This is a genomic window from Moraxella sp. CTOTU48268 (assembly GCF_032069585.1).
GTDB classification, from domain to species: Bacteria; Pseudomonadota; Gammaproteobacteria; order Pseudomonadales; family Moraxellaceae; genus Faucicola; species Faucicola cinerea.
Window position 1 is genome coordinate 13,954 of sequence record NZ_DAMALV010000008.1, and the last position, 19,609, is coordinate 33,562.

Sequence of the window (19,609 nt, forward strand, 5' to 3'; positions counted from 1 at the left end):
TTAAAATAGCAAATCATAGCATTGATGATAATAATTATCATTAATTTTTATAAATAAGAATTAATATCATTTAAGATATTGATAACGATTATCATTCACACTATAATACAGCGATTTCAAAAGTTTCCCTAAACATACAGCGCTATAACTATGTCTATCCAACGTCACGCTAACTTTAGTCCAGCCCATTTCTCAAACGATATTAGCGCCATAGTCGATAAAAAGTCGGGCACGTTGGCACTGATTGGTGTATTGAGCTTACATGGTATCGTAGCGATTAGCTTGGCAAATATGGCAACGCCTGATATCAAACCGCCCAAAGTCACGCCACCGTTAGAAATTAGCTTTATCGCGCCACCACCTGCGCCAACCAAGCCTGAAGAGATGACGGTAACAGCCGAGCAACAACCGATAAAACAACTACCTAAGCCCGTCGAAAAGCCAACAGAAAAGCCCATAGAAAAAATAGCAGAAAAACCAGAAGAAAAGCCAATAGAAAAACCCATCAGCAAGCCTATTGAGAAAACAGTCGAAAAACCGATTGCTAAAAAACCTGTAGAACAACCGATTAAACCGTTATCCGAACCGTCGAAACCAGCAGAAAAACCGATCGTCAAGCCGCCACAAGTTGACCAAGACATTGTCATGGCAAGGCAACTAGCCCTCGCCAATGAGCGAGCCGAACACGCGCAAAAACAACAACTTGAACACCAGCAAGCACTCGCCAGACAGCAAGACTTAAAACAACAACAAGAATTGGAACGGCAACAAGAATTGGAACGCCAACAAGCGCTTGCACGGCAAAAAGCGTTGGACAACCAATTAATTGAACAACAAGAGCGTGAGCGCAAACAAGCAGAAATAGATCGTCAAAAAGCGCTAGCTGATGCCAAAGCCAGACAAGCAGATGAAGCTAGGGCGAAAGCCGAAAAGGCAAAACAACAACAAGCCGACAAGGATAAAGAAGCCCAGCAAGCGCAAAATAATTCACCTGTGAGCTTTTCGGCAGGGCAAGCAAGTTGGCGACGGCAACCTAGTTTTAGCTGTCATAGTGAAGACCTGGAAAATGGCGCATTAACAGCGATTATTCGCTATACGGTGGACAAACAAGGCAATCCAACCAGCGTCACTTTAGCCAAATCGACTGGCAATGCCAGAGTCGATAGACAACTGTCTATGCAAGCTAAGAGCGGCAAATTTAACCCCTTTACCAAAAATGGCGTACCGGTGGTGGGTATTGTCAATCTACCGGTTCGCTGTCAATCACTATGATTGTTAAAAAAATCCGTTCTTCATGAAACTTATCCCGTACAAATTGCTTTAACCAACATCACTTGCTCGGTGTAGATATAAAAAACCCTCTAAATAAGCTATTTAGAGGGTTTTTCTTAGAGGTTTTTGATAGCTAATGAATTAATTGTATTCAATAACAAAATCTTCAGTGGCTACGCGTACTTTTGCCATAGGCGCAATCCAATCACGTGCTGGATCTGAAACACCCACGTACATGATTACGATACTTTTTAGCCCCAATTTCTCTAAACCTAATACCTCATCAATCAGCTTAGGATCAAAGCCTTCGGCAGGGCAACTGTCTACTTTAAGCTCTGCTGCTTGTGCCAAAGCAAGTCCCAAGCCAATGTAAGCTTGGCGAGCGATATGTTCAAAGTTTTCGTCTGCGCTTTTTTTGGCCACACTTGCTTTGAGCATGGAAGTATAGCTATCAAAACGCCCTCTAGGTAAGCCACGCTCATCTGTGGTCATGTCATACACGGTATCAATTTTTTCGGCGCTATAATCCTGCCAACCTGCAAAAACAAGCACGTGAGAACATTCTTTCATGCAGTCAGGATTGAGTGCACCGGCCACTAGCTGCGCCTTGATGGCTTGGTTTTTGACCACGATAACTTTAAATGGCTGCAATCCCGATGAGGTGGGCGCCAGTCGGGCGGCTTCGATGATTTTGTCGATATTTTCTTGACTCACGCTTTGGTTTGGGTCAAAGGCTTTGACGGCATGGCGCCATTGTAAATTCTCAATCAGTGACATGAAATATTCCTAATATAGTAGTGATAAAGTAATAGTGATAAAGATTATTGCCCAAGTTTTTCAAGCTCAATTTTGCCAATTTTATCATTGGCTTTTACATAGCTTGGGTGGTTTTCAACTTGCTCAACAAAACGGTGAATGTGCCCAAATGGGTCTTTGACAGCTGAGCAAGCCGCTTGCAATGGCAATTATGTTAAATTGATTATGCCACGACCTTGGTATGCAGACGTACGTCAACATTGCCACGCACAGCATTGGAATACGGGCAGACCTTATCCGTCGTTTCAACCAAGGCTTTCGCTTGTTCTTCGCTGACGCCGCTAAGTTCAATATACAAATCGATGTCAAGCGCATAACCGCCTTGGGTATTCATACCAAGCCCAACCACTGCTGAGGTTTTTGAGCTGACGCCTTCTAGGTTCATGCGCTGTGCCACATGAGTCAATGCATTGTCAAAACACGCGGCATAGCCCATGGCAAATAATTTTTCTGGGTTGACGCCTGTGCTATTTTGCTCAGGGGTTTGTAAATCAAAGCCCAGTGAACCATCTTCTAGTGCAACATGGCCTGAGCGGCCACCGGTTGAGATCGCAGTTGGGGTTTTATAAAAAATTTTCATAAGAGTACCTTTTTTTGAATACTTAACTTGCGTGAATGAATGAAAAAAATCAGCGATAGGTATTACAACATTCGCCACAGTATTTAGGTTTTAATATTTAAGTTTTAAAAAATTATATTTTACACAATATAATCTTCAGTGACTAGACACGGTAATCAAATTCTCACACGCTGCATACAAACTAATAACAAATAACTAAAAATGCTAAATCTAACGATACCCTAACAAGACGCATGATAATAGATAAGACGTATGCAGATAGCGCTTAACGCTAAAAATTTGTTTATTGGTTTTTGGGTAATAGATTGTGGGTACACACCTCTGTATGAGTCGGGCAGAGTTTTTGCGCCACTCGTTGTAGCAGATCTATTGCTTCGTCATCTAACTGCATGGCAGCTAACATAGCACTAGGAATGGACGTAGCTTGGATTTTTAGGGCATCCCCTTTGGCAGTGAGCGATATCTGTACCACCCGTTCGTCTTGGGTGGCACGCTCGCGATGCACAAAGCCTTTGCTTTCAAGACGCTTTAATAAAGGGGTCAGGGTGCCGGTATCAAGGTCTAAAAAATCACCCAATGTGCCGACAGTTTGTGGACTTTTTTCCCATAGCACCAGCATGACAAGGTACTGTGGGTAGGTCAAATCCAAGGCTTTTAGCAGGGGACGATAGTGGTTAGTGATACTTTTTGACAGTGAATAAATGGGAAAACATAATTGGTTACTCAGTTTGAGGGCATCAAGGCTCATCGTATTTTTTGGGACTCTAGAGATGAAAGGGTCATTGACCACTATAGGAAAAAACGCATCTTTGTGCAATCATTAACCACAATTAACGGTCTGTGTGGTCAAGCAGTTGATAGCCGATGATGGTGCATAATGTGACAAAGATAGCGGGTAAATAACGGCATTTGTTTTTAAATTCATAATCTTGCATAATGGGTTTGGTATACTAAAAATCAAGGTGGGGATATGCTAATTGAGCCTTGGCACTGGCTAATTTTGGGGTTAGTGCTGATTATTCTTGAACTATTCTTAACCAGTTTTGTGAGTTTATCGATTGGTGTGGCGGCGATTGTGGTGGCCGCTTTGTCATGGTTATTACCGTTTAGCTGGTTTTTTTGGCTGATGGTATGGCTGATACTGTCGGTGATTTTTACTATCATTGGCTTTAAATTTATCAAGCCTTATATGCGAAATCGTACCACAGCAGGATTGGGTTCGGGGGTTATCATCGGGGAAACAGGCATGATTGTTCAAAGTCCGCAAGCAGATAAACTGGGCAAGATTCGTTTTAGTGTGCCAATTTTTGGGGCGGATGAGTGGGTGTGTCGTAGCTACCAAAGCGCACCGCTGGCAGTTGGCGATAGAGCCATTGTCGTGGATGTCATTGGAAATGAGTTGCTTGTAGAATCCACCAAGCATCAATAAGTATTAATAAGCATCTATAAAGGAATTGTCATGGAAGCGTTGAGCGGTATTGGTATTTTTTTGGTCGCCTTTGTGCTATTTACCCTTTATAAAGGGGTAAAAATCGTACCACAAGGGTTTAAATGGATTGTACAGCGTTTGGGTAAGTACCATCAGACCTTAGAGCCTGGGTTGAATTTTATCATTCCTTATGTCGATAACGTGGCATATAAAGTAACCACCAAAGACATAGTGCTAGATATTCCATCGCAAGAGGTAATCACCCGTGATAACGTCGTGATTATCGCCAATGCGGTGGCGTATATCAATATCGTGCATCCAGAACGCGCTGTATATGGTATTGAGAATTACGAGCAGGGCATTCGTAATTTGGTACAAACCTCACTGCGTTCTATCATTGGTGATATGGATTTTGACAGTGCGCTATCATCGCGTGACCAAATCAAAGCCGCGCTAAAAATGTCAATTTCTGATGATATTGCCGATTGGGGAATTACCCTAAAAACCGTAGAAATACAAGACATTAGCCCATCTCCTACCATGCAAATGGCGATGGAAGAACAGGCGGCTGCGGAGCGTCAACGCCGTGCTACAGTGACCAAAGCGGATGGGCAACGCCAAGCGGCGATTGCAGAAGCCGATGGACGTCTTGAGGCGTCACGGCGTGATGCTGAAGCGCAAGTGGTGCTGGCGCGAGGCAGTGAGCAATCAATTCGCTTGATTAGTGAAGCGGTGGGCGAGCGCGAGATTCCGCTGCTATATCTACTAGGTGAGCAGTACATCAAAGCCATGACTGATATGTCAAAATCACCGAATGCCAAAACCGTGGTGCTGCCTGCTGATATCTTAAATACCGTGCGCGGTATGATGGGGGACGTGGGCGATAAAATCCACCGTCCTTAACATTTGGTGTGACTCACCTGCTCATTAAAGCGCTGACTGAAACCGCATCACCTTGCGGTTTTTTATTCGCCAAAATTGGGTAATCATGACATTTTAGGATATACAATATGCGTGAAATGAAAAATTTACTATTGGTACTACATACCCCATCAGATAATACCAAGCGATTAGCAGAAGTTGCAAAATCCGCCACACAGCTAGCGGATATTGATAACGTCACTGTGATTGTTAAAACACCGTTACAAACCCAAGTGGAAGATGTGTTAAAAGCGGATGCCATTATCATTGGCACGACCGAAAATTTCGGTTATATGGCGGGGCTGACCAAGGATTTTTTTGAGCGAATTTATTACCCCGTCCTTGAGCAAAAACAAGGACTGCCTGTGGCGTGTTATATCCGTGCTGGGCTTGACGGTACAGGTAGCAAACGCGCGGTAGAGAGTATCTTCACAGGGTTGCGTTGGCGCTGGATACAACCGCCTTTAGTATTAAAAGGTGAATGGTCAGGCGCATTTGATGAGCAAGTCGCTGAGCTTATCATGGCAGTCTGTGCGGGTTTATCATTGAATATTTTATAACCGCTTTATCATGATTTCCGAGTAAATTACTCAAGTTTTTTTCCGCGTGATTAGCAAATTTGTTATAATATCAACAATTTCACATTGTATGACACGCTGTAAGGATAGTTATGACCCGTAAGCCTGAACTTTTATGCCCTGCTGGCACTTTTCGTAATATGCAATATGCGTTTGCCTATGGCGCAGATGCCGTCTATGCGGGACAAGCACGTTATAGCTTGCGGGTGCGCAATAATGATTTTGATGAGGAAAATCTTGCCAAAGGGATTGCCTACGCCCATTCACTGGGCAAGCAGTTTTATGTCGTGGTCAATATCCAAGCGCATAATGCCAAGCTTAAAACTTTTATCGAAGACATCCGCCCGGTGATTGAAATGAAACCCGATGCGCTGATTATGTCAGATGCTGGGATGATTATGATGGTGCGTGAAGCCTTTCCAGAGCAAGTGATTCACCTATCGGTGCAGGCGAACGCGGTAAACTGGGCAACGGTCAAGTTTTGGAAACAAATGGGCGTCAGCCGCGTGATTTTGAGTCGCGAGTTGTCACTCAAAGAAATCGAGCAAATCATCGCTGAAGTACCCGATATGGAAATTGAGGTGTTTGTGCATGGGGCACTTTGTATGGCCTATTCGGGTCGTTGCTTGCTCTCTGGCTATATCAATAAACGCGATGCCAACCAAGGCACTTGTACCAATGCCTGTCGCTGGTCATACAACACCTATAAAGCAGAAGAAAACGAAACGGGCGATATCGTGCCAACACAGCCTACCGCGCAGCCTATCAGCCAACCTATCAATAGCCCAAAAGTTTTTGTGCCTACTCAAGCCACGCAAGAAGATGCCATTCAAACTATCAATCTAAATGGTGATGTGGTGATGGGCGATGACTATGTACAGCAGCCATCGGATGAAGTGGTACTGATTGAAGAACAAGGTCGCCCAGGCGAATTGATGGCGATGTTTGAAGATGAGCATGGCACTTATATTATGAATTCTAAAGACTTACGTGCCGTCGAGCTAGTCCCTGAGCTGACCCAGATGGGCGTACACTCACTCAAAATCGAAGGCCGTACCAAGTCGCATTATTATGTGGCGCGCACCGCGCAAGTGTATCGCCAAGCGATTGATGATGCCGCCGCTGGTAAGCCATTTGATACAGGCTTAATCACTGCACTCGATGGGCTCGCCAATCGCGGCTATACCGAAGGCTTTTTACGTCGCCACGTGCATAGTGATTACCAAAACTATGAATATGGGTCATCAAAAACCGATCATCAGCAGTTTGTTGCCGAGATTAGCGACATTACTCCAACGCGCTTAACCTTGGTAATTAAGAACAAATTGATGGTGGGTGATACCATCGAAATCATGACGCCGCAGGGTAATTTGAGCTACCCACTTAAAGAAATGTGGAATAAACAAGGTGAGCCGATTGATGGCGCTTTAGGCTCTGGCTGGGTGTGTCAAATCGCCAATCCGTTTAAAGAGATGCAAGATGACGTATTGCAATTTGCATTAATCATGAAAAGCGTCAGTGAGCCAATTTTTACCTAAGGTAGCGTTGTCGCAGTATCAGGCGGGATTTTAAAGCCATTGAGACGACTTTGGCGGGAATTTAGCGGACAATTTTCGGTTTGTTAACGGAAAAGCAATCCATACTCGCGACAGCTGGCATGAGATTTTACACGGCTTATGGCAATCTCGAGACTGGCAGTCTCAACCGCTATTGCCTGACCGTGTTCGCTATCACTTTTTCTCACTCACCGAATGTATGATCACTTTGTATTATAAGCATGAACCGACGGCAAATGTTATGCAGGAGTTGTGGATGCAAGATGATAGTATATGGTATATGAGGTATGGCGCCTAAGTGCGGTGTTAATCGCTAAAGGTGTTAATTGCTAAAGGTAAAAACAGACTACAAGACATGGCACTAAAAATCACTTCCGACTGTATCAATTGCGACATTTGTGAGCCTGAATGCCCAAATGAAGCCATTAGCTATGACAATAAAGTACAAAAAACCTACGTCATCAATCCTGACTTGTGCACCGAATGCATCGGGTTCTATGATGAGCCAACCTGCGATAAAGTCTGTCCGATTGATTGCATCATCAAAGACGATGAGCGCCCTGAATCGCCCGAACAGCTGCTTGCAAAATATAAGCAAATTTGGCAAAAATAATACTAACAAAAAGTTGCGGTAAATGTTGCCAAAACATTTTACTATAAGTTAATCAATTTTTTTTGAAGTAATTACTGGCATTTTTTATCAAAAAACAACATTCAAAGTGACATTTAAATAAAGTGACATTCATGTTTAAAAAAAATAACAAGGCGACTGAGCCTCAAGCACAACAATCGAAGCGCTCACTACAGCCTCGCAAACAAAAAAACAAAGCTAAAAAGCGTCACGTTGTCGCTAAACTCATTGGCGTCGGTGTGACAGCCACAGCAGCAACGGGCGTAACTGCTGTTCTAGGCAGTTATGGCGCATGGCAATATGCCAAGCAGCAATATAAAGCGCGCCGTTTATATACCCCTGCATTTAGCGGGGTTGTCACCAATCAGCATTTTAAAGGTAAGGTGCACAAGGTCGGTGAGTATTTAACCTTTGTCACCGATGGTGCTACCTATGCACTCAATGACCCATTACTGCGTATCCAATCACTGTATCAGTCCAACAAAACGCCTACTGACAATCAAGCCAGTCATCAAACCAAGCTTATGGATCGGGTACATTGTGATGACGTCACCATTGTTGCGGAACTCAGTGAAAAAGGACATTATGGCTATTTAGGGCATTTGGACTATCAGTTAACTGTGGTCGACACCGCGGACGACGTAATGAATTTTTAATGGCGTTTTTTAATAGAGTATAGTATCGCATTCGTGACATACGAATGATCGTAACCCCCAAGTTGAACCATCATCAAAGGAGCTGAAGATGACAACAAAATTTATCCCAAAACCATATCGTATCGAGCGCAATGACTGCCAAGCCATGCTGATTGATATACAAGAAAAACTTGCGCCCCATATTGCCGAACATCGAAAATTACTCAAAAAAACAGCGATTTTGATTCAAGGTCTACAAGCGCTCAATGTGCCTATTATGGTTAATGAGCAATATCCCAAAGGATTGGGGTCTACCTTGCCAGAGTTGACGCAGTTACTATCTGAAAAAAATACCCCAGTGTTTGAAAAAACCACCTTTAGCGCCTGTGATACGCCAACCTCTTGGCATCATATCGCCCAGCAAAATCGCAACAATGTGATTTTATTTGGTACAGAAGCTCATGTCTGTGTCATGCAGACGGCGTTAGATTTACTCGATAACGGTATGCAGCCCATCATTATCACCGATGCCGTGGGCTCGCGAGACCTGTATGACCGTAAAATTGCGATTCGTCGTATGCGCCGCGCCGGTGCGGTCGTCACCACCACCGAAGCGATTTTATTTGAGCTGTGTCGTAGCTCAGAAGACCCAGCGTTTAAAACGATTTCAGCGCTATTCAAGTGAGCACGACTCAGACCATGCAGGATTAAGAGGTATTTGATGCAACCACTTATTGATTATCTGTTGGCATTGGATGCCTTAAAATCAGTCAACCGCCGCAACTATACCACCCAACTATCTAAAGACACGCCACGACGTCTTGAAAATTCAGCCGAGCATTCATGGCATTTGGCGATGGCGTGTTGGGCAGTCGCGCAGCATTTCAAACTGGATGTCAATCATGAAAAACTGCTCAAACTGGCACTGGTTCATGACTTGGGCGAAATTGAGGCGGGTGACACGTTCTTATATGCTGATAAACGCTCGCAGGCGCATGTTGATGAGCGCATTGGTGTAGAAAAACTGGCAGCGATGATGGGCAACCCCGTTTCAGAGTTGTTAACGCTGTGGGATGAGCAAGAAACAGGCCATAGTGCTGAAAGCAAACTACTTAAAGTGGTAGATAGGCTATTGCCCTTTATGCTTAATATGGTGACAGATGGCGGTGCGTGGACAGACCATCAAGTCAAACGCTCCCAAGTCAAAGCCGCCCAAGCATTTATCAGACAGGATTTTCCCGAGATTCACGACTGGATAACCGAGCAAATTGCCTTTGCGGTACAACAGGGTTGGTTGATTGCAGATTAAATGCTGCAGGGGGTCATATGATTAAAAAATTAGCGATTGCTCTAGGATTGGCTTTAGGTCTTATGGGTATTACCCATGCAGAAGTTTACAAGCTAGACCCAAAATCAACCCAATGCTATCTTTTTAGCCACGATAAATTACAGCAAAAACTCGCTTGCCATATGACAGCCACCGCTGCCACGGGCAAAGTTTGGTGGACGAAGCGAAATTTTAAGCTAGCCAATGGCAAAACTATCAAAACATTTGCCAAAGATACCGAGCGTAAATACCTATCCAAAACCGATAAAATTTTGATGCCTTTTACTTCAGAGCTAGACAGGGGTGATGAGCAAATTAGTATTGCGACCATTAATAATCAACCTGCAATTCGTCAAAACCGCTGGCTAAAAGATTACCGTGTGATGAATTTGGAAGAATTTTGGGGCAATCATACTCAATTATTGCCTAATCAAATGACAGACAGGTTGGCGTGTTTACAATTAGAGAATAACTCCTTCGAGATTTGCACGCCTTACAACCACAATGATTTTCGTACCGATTAAGCCAAATAAAAAACGTGCGACATAGGCACGTTTTTTAACTCGCTATTTTTAAAATCACTAACAGTTAAACAATCTCTGGCGATTGGTTATCATTAATCACTGCCTCATTGACTGTCACGGTTTTGCCGGGTGTCATCGACGGTAATTCATACATGGTATCGAGCAGCGCATTTTCAACAATGGAGCGTAGACCGCGAGCACCAGTACGACGCTTTAGCGCTTGTTTGGCAATCGCAACTAGCGCATCATCGGTAAACGATAACGTCGCATTTTCCATCTCAAACAAGTATTCGTATTGTTTGACCAGCGCATTTTTTGGCTCAGTTAAGATTTTTACCAATGCTTCTTCATCCAGTTCTTCTAATGTCGCCACCACAGGCAGACGACCAATTAACTCTGGAATCAGACCAAATTTAATCAAATCTTCTGGCTCGACTTGCTTGAACAATTCACCGGTTTTTTTGCCGCTGTCTTTGGCTTTTACCTCAGCATTAAAGCCAATACCGGTTTTTTCGGTACGCTGTTGAATGACATTGTCAAGACCGGCAAACGCACCGCCACAAATCACCAAGATATTACTGGTATCGACCTGAATCATCTCTTGGTTCGGGTGCTTACGACCGCCTTGCGGTGGAATATTGGCAACCGTACCTTCAATCAGTTTCAACAGCGCTTGCTGTACGCCTTCACCCGACACATCACGGGTAATCGAAGGGTTTTCGCTTTTACGGCTGATTTTATCAATTTCATCGATATAGATAATGCCTTTTTGCGCTCTCTGGACATCAAACTCTGCCGCTTGTAACAGTTTTTGTACGATGTTTTCCACGTCTTCACCGACATAACCCGCTTCGGTCAAGGTAGTGGCATCAGCTAGCGCAAATGGGACATCAAGTAGGCGAGCCAGGGTCTGCGCCAATAAGGTTTTACCAGAACCCGTTGGACCAATCAGCAAAATATTACTTTTTGATAGCTCAACCATGGCATCTTCAGCGCCAAGTGTGGTCAACGCTTTATCTTCACTCAGCTTTTCACTCACCTTTAAGCGTTTATAGTGGTTATAAACCGCTACTGCCAAAGTTTTTTTGGCTTTATCTTGACCAATGACATACTCATCTAAGTGGCTGCGGATTTCTTTGGGCGTTGGCAATTTGCGCGCTGCCCAGTTTTCACGCTCATTGGTATCACTACCGTCGCTGCCCGATGACTTTGATTCGGCGATTAAATCATCGCACAGTTCAATACACTCATTACAGATATTGGCGTCTTGACCTGCAATTAGCTTTTTGACTTCGTGTTTGGCTTTACCACAAAACGAGCAGTGTGGCTCAATGTCATTTTTTGACATAAAAAAACGCTCCTAAAATTATGCTTGTCTTAATTGCTTTGTGATTGTGTAACCTATTAAGCAATGCTTGGACGTTTTTCTAATACTTCATCAATCAGACCGTATTCTTTGGCTTCTTGGGCATCTAGCCAATAGTCACGCTCGACGTCACGGGCGATTTTCTCAAGTGGCTGTCCGGTACGTTCTGCCAAGATTTTATTTAAGCGTTCACGGATTTTTAGGATTTCACGCGCATTGATTTCAATATCGGTCGCTTGACCTTGTGCCCCACCTGACGGTTGGTGAATCATCACACGCGCATTGGCTAAGGCATAGCGTTTACCTTTTTCACCCGCCGCTAGTAAGAATGAACCCATGCTATAAGCACCGCCCATACAAATCGTTGACACTTGTGGCTGGATAAAGTTCATGGTGTCAAACACCGCAAGACCTGCACTCACAGAGCCACCTGGTGAATTAATGTATAAGTGAATGTCTTTTTCTGGATTTTCCGCTTCTAGGAACAACAACTGGGCGACAATTAAATTCGCCATGTGGTCTTCAACTTGACCGGCTAAGAACACCACACGCTCACGCAATAAGCGAGAATAGATGTCAAATGAGCGCTCACCGCGAGCCGATTGCTCGACCACCATAGGTACTAAAGCACTTTGTGGTGACAACACGTCACGGGTTACGGTATTTTGGATTTGACTCGTCGCAAAAGGCGAGTCCAAGAATTTTTCTAACATGTTATTGTCCTTTTTAAATATGCAAAAGCCCTTATCGTTTATAAGGGCAATTGGCATAAAAACAAGTTACTAAGCTGATTAAAAATACATTCTTAAATGCTTAAGCTTAAATGCCTAAGAATGAATTAAGCCAATTATTACATCATCGCTTGTTGTTGGCTAGCTAGTAAGTCTTGGTAAGATACTTCAGTATCAGTCACTTTACCTTGAGACAAGATATGATCGACCACTTGGTCTTCTAACACCACCGCTTCGATGTTGGCACGTTCCTGCGCATTGTTGGTGTAATAGTCGATAACTTCGTTTGGATCTTCGTAGTTTTCTGCCATTTCGTTGATGTATGTGGTCACACGTTCTTGGTCAACTTCAAGTTTGTTTGACTCAATCAGGCTCGAAACGATGATGCCAAGACGGGCAGCGCGCAGGGCTTGCTCTTCAAATAATTCGTTTGGTAGCATATCTTTGTTAAAAGTTTTAGGATCTGCACCAAATTGTTGGGCAAAACGGTTTAACATCATGCTACGTTGGCGATCGATTTCTTGCTCAAGCATCGATGCAGGTACGTCGATTTCATTTTTTTCAAGTAGGGCGTTAAATGCTGCTTCTTTTACTTGGTTACGGGCAGCGCTTTTTACTTCGCGCTCCATGTTTTTACGCACGTCTGCTTTAAGTTTGTCTAAGCCGCCTTCTGTTACCCCAAATGCTTCAAGGAACTCATCGTTTAACTCTGGTAATTGTGATTGCTCAACTGATTTGACGTTGATTTTAAACTGTGCTTGTTTGCCTTGTAGGTTTTCGGCTTGGTAATCTTCTGGGAATGTCACATCGATGGTTTTTTCTTCGCCTGCTTTCATGCCTTTGATACCATCTTCAAAGCCTGGAATCATACGACCACTACCTAAGACTAGGCTAAAGTCTTGTGCGCTACCGCCTTCAAATTTTTCACCGTCGATTGAACCTTCAAAGTCAAACTTCACTTGGTCGCCTTCATCTGCGGCATCATCTTTGGCAACGTAAGTTTGGCGTTGTTTTTGTAGGTTTTCAATCATAGTGTCAACATCTGCGTCGCCCACGTTGGCAACTTGACGCTCAACTTCAATGTCTGATAACCCTTGAACTTCTACTTCTGGGAATACTTCAACCGTTGCTTGATAAACCAAAAAGTCGTTTTCAAGTTTCACGTCATCAATGTTTGGCATACCCACAGCGCGGATGTTTTCTTGACGAATCGCATCAAATACGGTATCACGAATCACATCGTTGATGACTTCTTGTTGGATGCCTGCGCCATATTGGGCGCGAATGTGTGATACGGGGACTTTACCTTTACGGAAACCGTCGATTTTAGCGGTTTTTGCCACTTGGTTGATGCGTTTTTCCACACGACCTTGAATGGTTGACACAGGTACTTTAACCGTGATTTGGGTTTCAAGGTTTGATTTTTTGTTGGTAGTTACTTCTAAGTTAGTAACTGTTGAATCTGACACATTTGAATTTGACATAACAAAACCTTCCATAAAATATCAAAAAAGAGCAGCGTGGGTGCCACTCACTCATAAGGGTAAATAGCGATAAGTTATCAGGCTTTTAAAGTGATTGAAAAAAGCCTATAAAATACGCAATCCAAAATCTGTTGGTTAACGCATGCTAAAAGGCAAAAATTAACCGAAAGTGGTATAGTATAAATTAATCATCTAGTAAAGTAAAAAAATTGTTGCTGTAAAATCTCTGTATCGAATACCTTAGCAGTCACACCTTGTCTATTTGCTTGCAAGTGATAGGCATGAGTTGAAAACCTTTACTTTACCAATTGCACTACTTTACTTCATCAATTGCATTAGCAGTTGTTGCATCGCTTGCCCACGATGACTGATGCGGTTTTTATCGGTCTTTTGCATCTCGGCAGCGCTTTTTTGTACGCTAGGTACCCAAAATAGCGGGTCATAACCAAAACCAAGTTCACCTTGCGGGGCGGGCAAGATTTCACCTTGCCAAATCCCTTGGGCAATGATGGGTAGCGGGTCTTCGGCATGGCGCACGAGTGCCAACACGCAAACAAACTGCCCGATAATCGGCTCATTCGTGTGTCTGTGGGGTTCAAGCAGCCGCAATAATTTTTGGTTGTTGGCTAAGTCTTTATGCTGGCTAAAGCTGGCTTCATCTTGGGCAAAACGCGCAGAATAAATCCCAGGTTGACCGCCCAAAATAGGTACACATAAACCCGAATCATCAGCAATCGCAGGCAGTCCGCTAATACGGCTGGCATGACGGGCTTTAATCAGCGCGTTTTCAATAAAACTAAGTCCATCTTCGACCGCATCCTCAATGCCCAATTGCCCTTGTGGGATGACTGTTATTTCAAGATTGGCTTGTTCAAATAATTGCTTGAATTCCGCGAGTTTGCCTTGGTTATTACTGGCGAGGACTAATTGGCGGGTAGGAAATATTTGATTGGGGATAGAAACTGACATACAGACCCACTACTTATATTTTGCATAAAAAACTTGACCCTATCATAGCATAGTTGATAGTAGCTCGCGCTGCAAATACTCACATTGCAAAAGCCTTATACCAAACCACTACAGTTTTTTTTGAGTAATTTGCTATCATCAAATAGCAAGTAACGGGTTAAAAATCAGCTTATTAGCATTCACTCATTGATTTTCACCTCACAAGATAATAAATCCCCACTATAGAAACGGTTAAATTCTGCCAATTTTTATGGCAAAATAACCCATGTGTTATGAGGATATTATCAAGGCTAATGATAGCAAGGTTAATAAACAAAGCTAAAGATAGCAAAATTAGTGAGTGGTTTTAACCCTTGATAAAGCTTGATGAAGCATAGATAAATAACATAAACTAAATAACATCAACCCAGCCAACTTGCCATTTTGGATATGGTTTTGATATATGCGCTTTTAATACAAAGCTTTTATCATACAAATGGCATGTGGTTACTTTTATCATAAAGTCATCACAACAATAGCGAAGGAAAAAGGAAAATAACATGTCACACATTACATTACCAGATTTACCATACGCCAAAAACGCGCTTGAGCCACATATCAGCGCAGAGACCCTAGAATTTCACCATGACAAACACCATGCAGCGTATGTCAACAAACTAAATGAGCTACTACCAGGTTCAGGTCTTGAAGGCAAAGAGCTAGATGAAATCATCAAAGCCACCGCAGGTGATAGCAGCAAAGCGACCATCTTTAACCAAGCCGCACAAGTTTGGAACCATACTTTCTACTGGAACTGCTTGACAGCCAATGGTGGCGGTGAGCCAACGGGTGATCTAAAAGCCAAAATCGAAGAAGCATTTGGTTCGTATGCAAAATTCCGTGAAGAATTCAAAAACGCGGCCGTAAGCCAATTTGGTTCAGGTTGGGCATGGTTAGTAGCTGACAGCGTTGGTGGTCAATTATCAATCATCAAAACGGCAAACGCAGACACCCCATTAGCCCATAACCAAGTTGCGGTATTGACTTGTGACGTGTGGGAGCATGCTTACTACATCGACTACCGTAATCGTCGTCCAGACTACGTTGACACCTTCCTAGATAAACTCGTCAACTGGGATTACGCAAACGCCAAATACAAAGGTCAACCAGCTGGCGTAGAGAAATAATCATCTATCTTTGCTTTTTTAAGTCCTTTAATCGTTTAAAAAAAGCCGAATCAATTTCGGCTTTTTTATTAACGGACACTAAAAGTAAAATTTTGTTAATTATTTATTCGGCTTTCCGCTACCTGACCTATCGCAAGCAAACGGGTAAGGTAAAATCTACGCTTAAACCTATTAATCTACCTATCAGCCAAACGCATTGTCTAAAGATAAAAAATGTAGACAACAAAAAGGCGAGTATTTAATAGCTCGCCTTGTTTATTCGCAAATTTGTGGTGACGATAAAGGGGTTTTAAGAGACTTGTACAGGAATCACGTTGGCAGTGTCTTTAACAATATTACCTTCATCAAGGTAAACCAAGCGTGGATGATGGTTGTCGGCTTCCTTCTCATCCATTTGCGCATAAGCAGCGATAATCACTACATCGCCTAAATCCGCCATGTGAGCGGCTGCTCCGTTAAGCGAAATCATTTTTGAGCCTGCTTCTGCACGAATCGCATAGGTGCGAAAGCGTTTACCATTGTTGACATTGTAAATGTCGATTGATTCGTTCTCACGGATGCCCGCCAAGTCGAGTAACTCGCTATCAATGCCACATGAACCTTCGTAGTGAAGCTCACAATGGGTCACACGCGCGCGGTGAAGTTTGGCTTTTAATAGGGTTAATAACATGATCGTTCCTTACCTTGTCAGGTTAACGCGATGCGCGTCATTGTGGTAAAAGTGAGCAGGCTAGTCATGAGAGGCTATTAACCAACTCGATAAAATTTAAACATGATTGAAATCTAAGGTGAGAAATTCATCCATCTTGCAATCAATATATGGAAGGAAAATAAAAGTTCAAGGATAGACCCTAAGATTTATCAATCTTGTCCTTTGGTTAACGTTAGTCATGGGGTAGTTTAAAACTATTGATGGCTTGCTGGGCTTTGGCTAAGTCACCTGTTACCAAATCGGGCAGGGTACGCATGGCAGCATCTAGCATACTGTCAAATGCGATTTGCTCGTCAGCGGTCGGTTTGCCAAGCACATAACCCGATACTTTGGACTTATGTCCTGGATGACCAATCCCCAAACGTAAACGGTGAAAATCTGCACCGATATGCGGCACGATATCACGCAGTCCATTATGACCGCCATGACCACCGCCTGTTTTTAAGCGCATACGACCCACATCAAGGTCAAGCTCATCATGAACAATCAGCAGTTCGTCATTGTGGATGCCATAAAAATTCACCATCGGCACCACCGCTTCCCCTGATTTATTCATAAAAGTATGCGGTAACAATAAGCGTATATCCATGCCATACACTACGCCACGTCCAACCAAACCATGAAATTTTTTATCCAACGTCATGGTGATGTTAAACGTCTCGCTTATACGCTCCACAAACCAAAAGCCAGCATTATGCCGTGTTTGGGCATACTGCTGACCTGGGTTGCCAAGTCCGACAATCAGTTTCAGTTTTGACACGCTGATTATTCCAACTTAAGCGGCAAATGACAAATGATTATTCATCATCAGATTTTGGGGCATCATGGGTGTCATCTTGTGCTTGAAGCTTACGTGCTTCTTCGTCACCTTCAGGATCACGAGTACCGGCAGCTTCTTCATTTGCTTCTGGCTCGATTGGCTCTTCAACTTCCACCGTTGGCGCTTGCATAGTAGCCACAGTACGGTTAAATGGTTCAGTCACTTCAAGCTCACGAATGACCACGCCTTCAGGTAACTGGATATCTAACAAGTGAATCGAATCACCGACGTTCATGCCAGATACATCGACTGTCAAGTATTCTGGGATTTTTGAAGGAATGGCAGTGATTTCAAGTTCAGTGGCATTCGATACAAAGATACCGCCTGCTTTATGACCTGGTGCATCTTCAGCGCCTACATAGTGTACAGGAACAGTGATGTGCATCGCTTGACCACGGACGATACGTTGGAAGTCAGCGTGCATTGGGGTGTTTTTAGCTGGATGACGTTGTAATGCTTTAATCACCACTTCTTCTGTACCTTGACCTTCTACGTTGATGGTCAAAATGTGAGAGAAGAAACTTTCTGTTTCAAGTGATTTAATCAATTCATTGTAACGGATAGCAATAGAGGCTGGCTCTTTGTCTGCACCGTATACGATTGCTGGTACTAGGTTTTGTTTACGAAGGCGGCGGCTCGCACCTTTACCTTGTAACTCGTCGCCACGTACGACAGCGTTTAATTCAAAAGTTTGGTTACTCATGGGAGTTTCCTTGGGTTAGGCTAGTCATGGGTGCCTTGTCAGTATGACTTGGCTTTTTGCCTTTACTTACAAAGCTCTACTTACAAAGCTTTAATTAAAAAGATTGGCAAGTGACTAGCGAGTGAAAAAAAGCATAAATTTGCGACCAATTTATGCGTTAATTGCCACTTTTTTAAAAAATGGCAAAACTTTAACAATTATTTTGCAAATAGCAAGTTAACAATAGCAACATGGACGGAACCAATAAGCTCGCATCTTACATGTTGGCTAGTATTGCCTAAAATCACCTACATAATATCAAACATCGCACTCAATGATTCTTCATTGTTGATACGACGTAGCGCTTCAGCCAGCATAGGCGCAATGGTCACTTGGCGAATTTTGCCCGTATTTTTTGCGGCATCTGACAGTGGGATAGTATCGGTTACGACAAGTTCATCAAGCACTGACGCTGCAATTGTTTGGATTGCTTTACCTGACAATACGGGGTGAGTGATATAACCCACCACACGGCGCGCGCCACGTTCTTTTAATGCGGCAGCGGCTTTACACAGGGTACCTGCGGTATCCACCATATCATCAATAATCACGCAATCGCGGTCTTTAACATCACCGATAATATGCATCACTTCTGATTCATTGGCTTTGGCGCGGCGTTTATCGATAATTGCCATGTCGGCATCGCCTAACTGTTTTGCCATTGCACGGGCACGCACCACACCGCCCACGTCAGGGGATACTACCATCAAGTTATCGTATTTTTGCTCACGTAAATCTTTAAATAAAACCGGCGTACCGTAAATATTGTCTACAGGAATATCAAAGAAACCTTGAATCTGGTCTGAGTGCAAATCCACGGTAACAACACGGTCAATGCTCACGATATTGAGCATATCAGCGACCACTTTTGCTGAGATAGGGACACGCGCTGAGCGAGGACGACGGTCTTGACGCGCATAACCAAAATAGGGCATCACTGCCGTAATACGACCTGCACTGGCACGGCGCAAGGCATCTGCCATTACCATGATTTCCATCAAATTGTCATTGGTCGGTGAGCAAGTTGATTGTAGGATAAAGACGTCTTTACCACGTACATTCTCTTGGATTTCAACCGCGACTTCACCATCCGAAAAACGCGTCACATCGGCACGTCCTAGCGGAATATGTAAGTGATTGGTGACATTTTTTGCCAATTCTGGATGGGCATTTCCGGTAAAAATCGCCAAATAAGGCATATGCGAGTCCTATTTTTCTAGACCAACGACGGTTTCATCAAACAAAAAAAACTCATCAGCTAACTTTTACAATTAGGATGAGAAAAACGTCATTACGTCAACTACTAAAAATGGGTTAGTAAAGAAAATGGCAGGGGTAGCTGGACTCGAA

General features: G+C 43.4%; 23 protein-coding genes and 1 tRNA gene (1 of these 24 cut by a window edge). 11 read left to right on the forward strand and 13 right to left on the reverse strand.

What is annotated here, in order from left to right:
• Nucleotides 1-150 precede the first annotated feature (150 nt).
• Nucleotides 151-1,272 carry a TonB family protein gene (locus tag RT143_RS04380; RefSeq protein WP_313091458.1) on the forward strand — a complete coding sequence of 374 codons (1,122 nt, stop codon included), beginning with the start codon at nt 151-153 and terminating at the stop codon, nt 1,270-1,272.
• Between the two features lie 141 nt (nt 1,273-1,413).
• On the opposite strand, the gene RT143_RS04385 is transcribed toward RT143_RS04380, so the two are convergent.
• From RT143_RS04385 to RT143_RS04400, 4 genes are all read right to left on the reverse strand, one after another.
• Nucleotides 1,414-2,049: an NAD(P)H-dependent oxidoreductase gene (locus RT143_RS04385; RefSeq protein ID WP_007117265.1), complete on the reverse strand. Its 636-nt coding sequence runs from the start codon at nt 2,047-2,049 to the stop codon at nt 1,414-1,416.
• A gap of 44 nt (nt 2,050-2,093) precedes the next feature.
• Nucleotides 2,094-2,237, reverse strand: a complete 144-nt coding sequence (locus tag RT143_RS04390) for a hypothetical protein (protein ID WP_313091459.1) — start codon at nt 2,235-2,237, stop codon at nt 2,094-2,096.
• Between the two features lie 14 nt (nt 2,238-2,251).
• Nucleotides 2,252-2,668, reverse strand: a complete 417-nt coding sequence (locus tag RT143_RS04395) for an Ohr family peroxiredoxin (protein ID WP_313091460.1) — start codon at nt 2,666-2,668, stop codon at nt 2,252-2,254.
• A gap of 283 nt (nt 2,669-2,951) precedes the next feature.
• Nucleotides 2,952-3,416 (reverse strand): MarR family winged helix-turn-helix transcriptional regulator, encoded by a 465-nt coding sequence (locus RT143_RS04400; protein WP_313091462.1) that lies wholly within the window; start codon nt 3,414-3,416, stop codon nt 2,952-2,954.
• A gap of 222 nt (nt 3,417-3,638) precedes the next feature.
• Here RT143_RS04400 and RT143_RS04405 point away from each other — a divergent pair, with 222 nt between their 5' ends.
• The 9 genes from RT143_RS04405 (at nt 3,639) to RT143_RS04445 (ending at nt 10,269) form a co-directional block, all read left to right on the forward strand.
• Complete coding sequence (locus tag RT143_RS04405; protein WP_313091463.1) at nt 3,639-4,097, forward strand: NfeD family protein; 459 nt, start codon at nt 3,639-3,641, stop codon at nt 4,095-4,097.
• Between the two features lie 30 nt (nt 4,098-4,127).
• The gene (locus tag RT143_RS04410) at nt 4,128-5,000 is read left to right on the forward strand and encodes an SPFH domain-containing protein (protein WP_128680336.1); all 873 of its coding nucleotides are present in this window, start codon (nt 4,128-4,130) and stop codon (nt 4,998-5,000) included.
• Nucleotides 5,001-5,107: 107 nt separating this feature from the next.
• A complete protein-coding gene (locus RT143_RS04415) occupies nt 5,108-5,578 on the forward strand; it encodes a flavodoxin family protein (protein ID WP_313091465.1) in 471 nt (156 codons plus the stop codon).
• Nucleotides 5,579-5,688: 110 nt separating this feature from the next.
• Entirely contained in the window at nt 5,689-7,134 is a 1,446-nt protein-coding gene (trhP, locus tag RT143_RS04420) for a prephenate-dependent tRNA uridine(34) hydroxylase TrhP (protein WP_313091467.1), read from the forward strand.
• 373 nt (nt 7,135-7,507) lie between these two features.
• Nucleotides 7,508-7,765, forward strand: a complete 258-nt coding sequence (locus RT143_RS04425; RefSeq protein WP_007117256.1) for a YfhL family 4Fe-4S dicluster ferredoxin — start codon at nt 7,508-7,510, stop codon at nt 7,763-7,765.
• A 131-nt stretch (nt 7,766-7,896) separates the two neighbouring features.
• Nucleotides 7,897-8,439, forward strand: a complete 543-nt coding sequence (locus tag RT143_RS04430) for a hypothetical protein (RefSeq protein WP_313091468.1) — start codon at nt 7,897-7,899, stop codon at nt 8,437-8,439.
• An 88-nt stretch (nt 8,440-8,527) separates the two neighbouring features.
• Nucleotides 8,528-9,103: a hydrolase gene (locus RT143_RS04435; RefSeq protein WP_313091470.1), complete on the forward strand. Its 576-nt coding sequence runs from the start codon at nt 8,528-8,530 to the stop codon at nt 9,101-9,103.
• A 36-nt stretch (nt 9,104-9,139) separates the two neighbouring features.
• Nucleotides 9,140-9,727, forward strand: a complete 588-nt coding sequence (locus RT143_RS04440) for an HD domain-containing protein (protein WP_313091471.1) — start codon at nt 9,140-9,142, stop codon at nt 9,725-9,727.
• Between the two features lie 17 nt (nt 9,728-9,744).
• Nucleotides 9,745-10,269 carry a hypothetical protein gene (locus tag RT143_RS04445; RefSeq protein WP_313091473.1) on the forward strand — a complete coding sequence of 175 codons (525 nt, stop codon included), beginning with the start codon at nt 9,745-9,747 and terminating at the stop codon, nt 10,267-10,269.
• 64 nt (nt 10,270-10,333) lie between these two features.
• On the opposite strand, the gene clpX is transcribed toward RT143_RS04445, so the two are convergent.
• The 4 genes from clpX to rdgB all read right to left on the reverse strand — a co-directional run bounded on the left by clpX (nt 10,334) and on the right by rdgB (nt 14,819).
• Nucleotides 10,334-11,617, reverse strand: a complete 1,284-nt coding sequence (gene clpX, locus RT143_RS04450; RefSeq protein WP_313091474.1) for an ATP-dependent protease ATP-binding subunit ClpX — start codon at nt 11,615-11,617, stop codon at nt 10,334-10,336.
• A 56-nt stretch (nt 11,618-11,673) separates the two neighbouring features.
• Nucleotides 11,674-12,348: an ATP-dependent Clp endopeptidase proteolytic subunit ClpP gene (gene clpP, locus RT143_RS04455; RefSeq protein WP_007117251.1), complete on the reverse strand. Its 675-nt coding sequence runs from the start codon at nt 12,346-12,348 to the stop codon at nt 11,674-11,676.
• Between the two features lie 137 nt (nt 12,349-12,485).
• A complete protein-coding gene (gene tig / locus RT143_RS04460) occupies nt 12,486-13,850 on the reverse strand; it encodes a trigger factor (protein WP_050325015.1) in 1,365 nt (454 codons plus the stop codon).
• A 318-nt stretch (nt 13,851-14,168) separates the two neighbouring features.
• A complete protein-coding gene (gene rdgB, locus RT143_RS04465) occupies nt 14,169-14,819 on the reverse strand; it encodes an RdgB/HAM1 family non-canonical purine NTP pyrophosphatase (RefSeq protein WP_313091476.1) in 651 nt (216 codons plus the stop codon).
• A gap of 539 nt (nt 14,820-15,358) precedes the next feature.
• Here rdgB and RT143_RS04470 point away from each other — a divergent pair.
• Nucleotides 15,359-15,985 carry a superoxide dismutase gene (locus RT143_RS04470; RefSeq protein WP_313091478.1) on the forward strand — a complete coding sequence of 209 codons (627 nt, stop codon included), beginning with the start codon at nt 15,359-15,361 and terminating at the stop codon, nt 15,983-15,985.
• A 289-nt stretch (nt 15,986-16,274) separates the two neighbouring features.
• Here the strand turns inward: RT143_RS04470 and panD are convergent, their stop codons facing one another.
• The 5 genes from panD to RT143_RS04495 all read right to left on the reverse strand — a co-directional run.
• Entirely contained in the window at nt 16,275-16,655 is a 381-nt protein-coding gene (gene panD, locus RT143_RS04475; RefSeq protein ID WP_036589204.1) for an aspartate 1-decarboxylase, read from the reverse strand.
• A 214-nt stretch (nt 16,656-16,869) separates the two neighbouring features.
• Nucleotides 16,870-17,457, reverse strand: a complete 588-nt coding sequence (gene pth / locus RT143_RS04480) for an aminoacyl-tRNA hydrolase (protein ID WP_313091479.1) — start codon at nt 17,455-17,457, stop codon at nt 16,870-16,872.
• Between the two features lie 37 nt (nt 17,458-17,494).
• Nucleotides 17,495-18,220: a 50S ribosomal protein L25/general stress protein Ctc gene (locus tag RT143_RS04485; protein ID WP_099833396.1), complete on the reverse strand. Its 726-nt coding sequence runs from the start codon at nt 18,218-18,220 to the stop codon at nt 17,495-17,497.
• Between the two features lie 287 nt (nt 18,221-18,507).
• Nucleotides 18,508-19,458: a ribose-phosphate pyrophosphokinase gene (locus tag RT143_RS04490; RefSeq protein ID WP_007117244.1), complete on the reverse strand. Its 951-nt coding sequence runs from the start codon at nt 19,456-19,458 to the stop codon at nt 18,508-18,510.
• Between the two features lie 128 nt (nt 19,459-19,586).
• Nucleotides 19,587-19,609: transfer RNA gene (locus RT143_RS04495), tRNA-Gln, on the reverse strand (it continues 153 nt past the right edge of the window).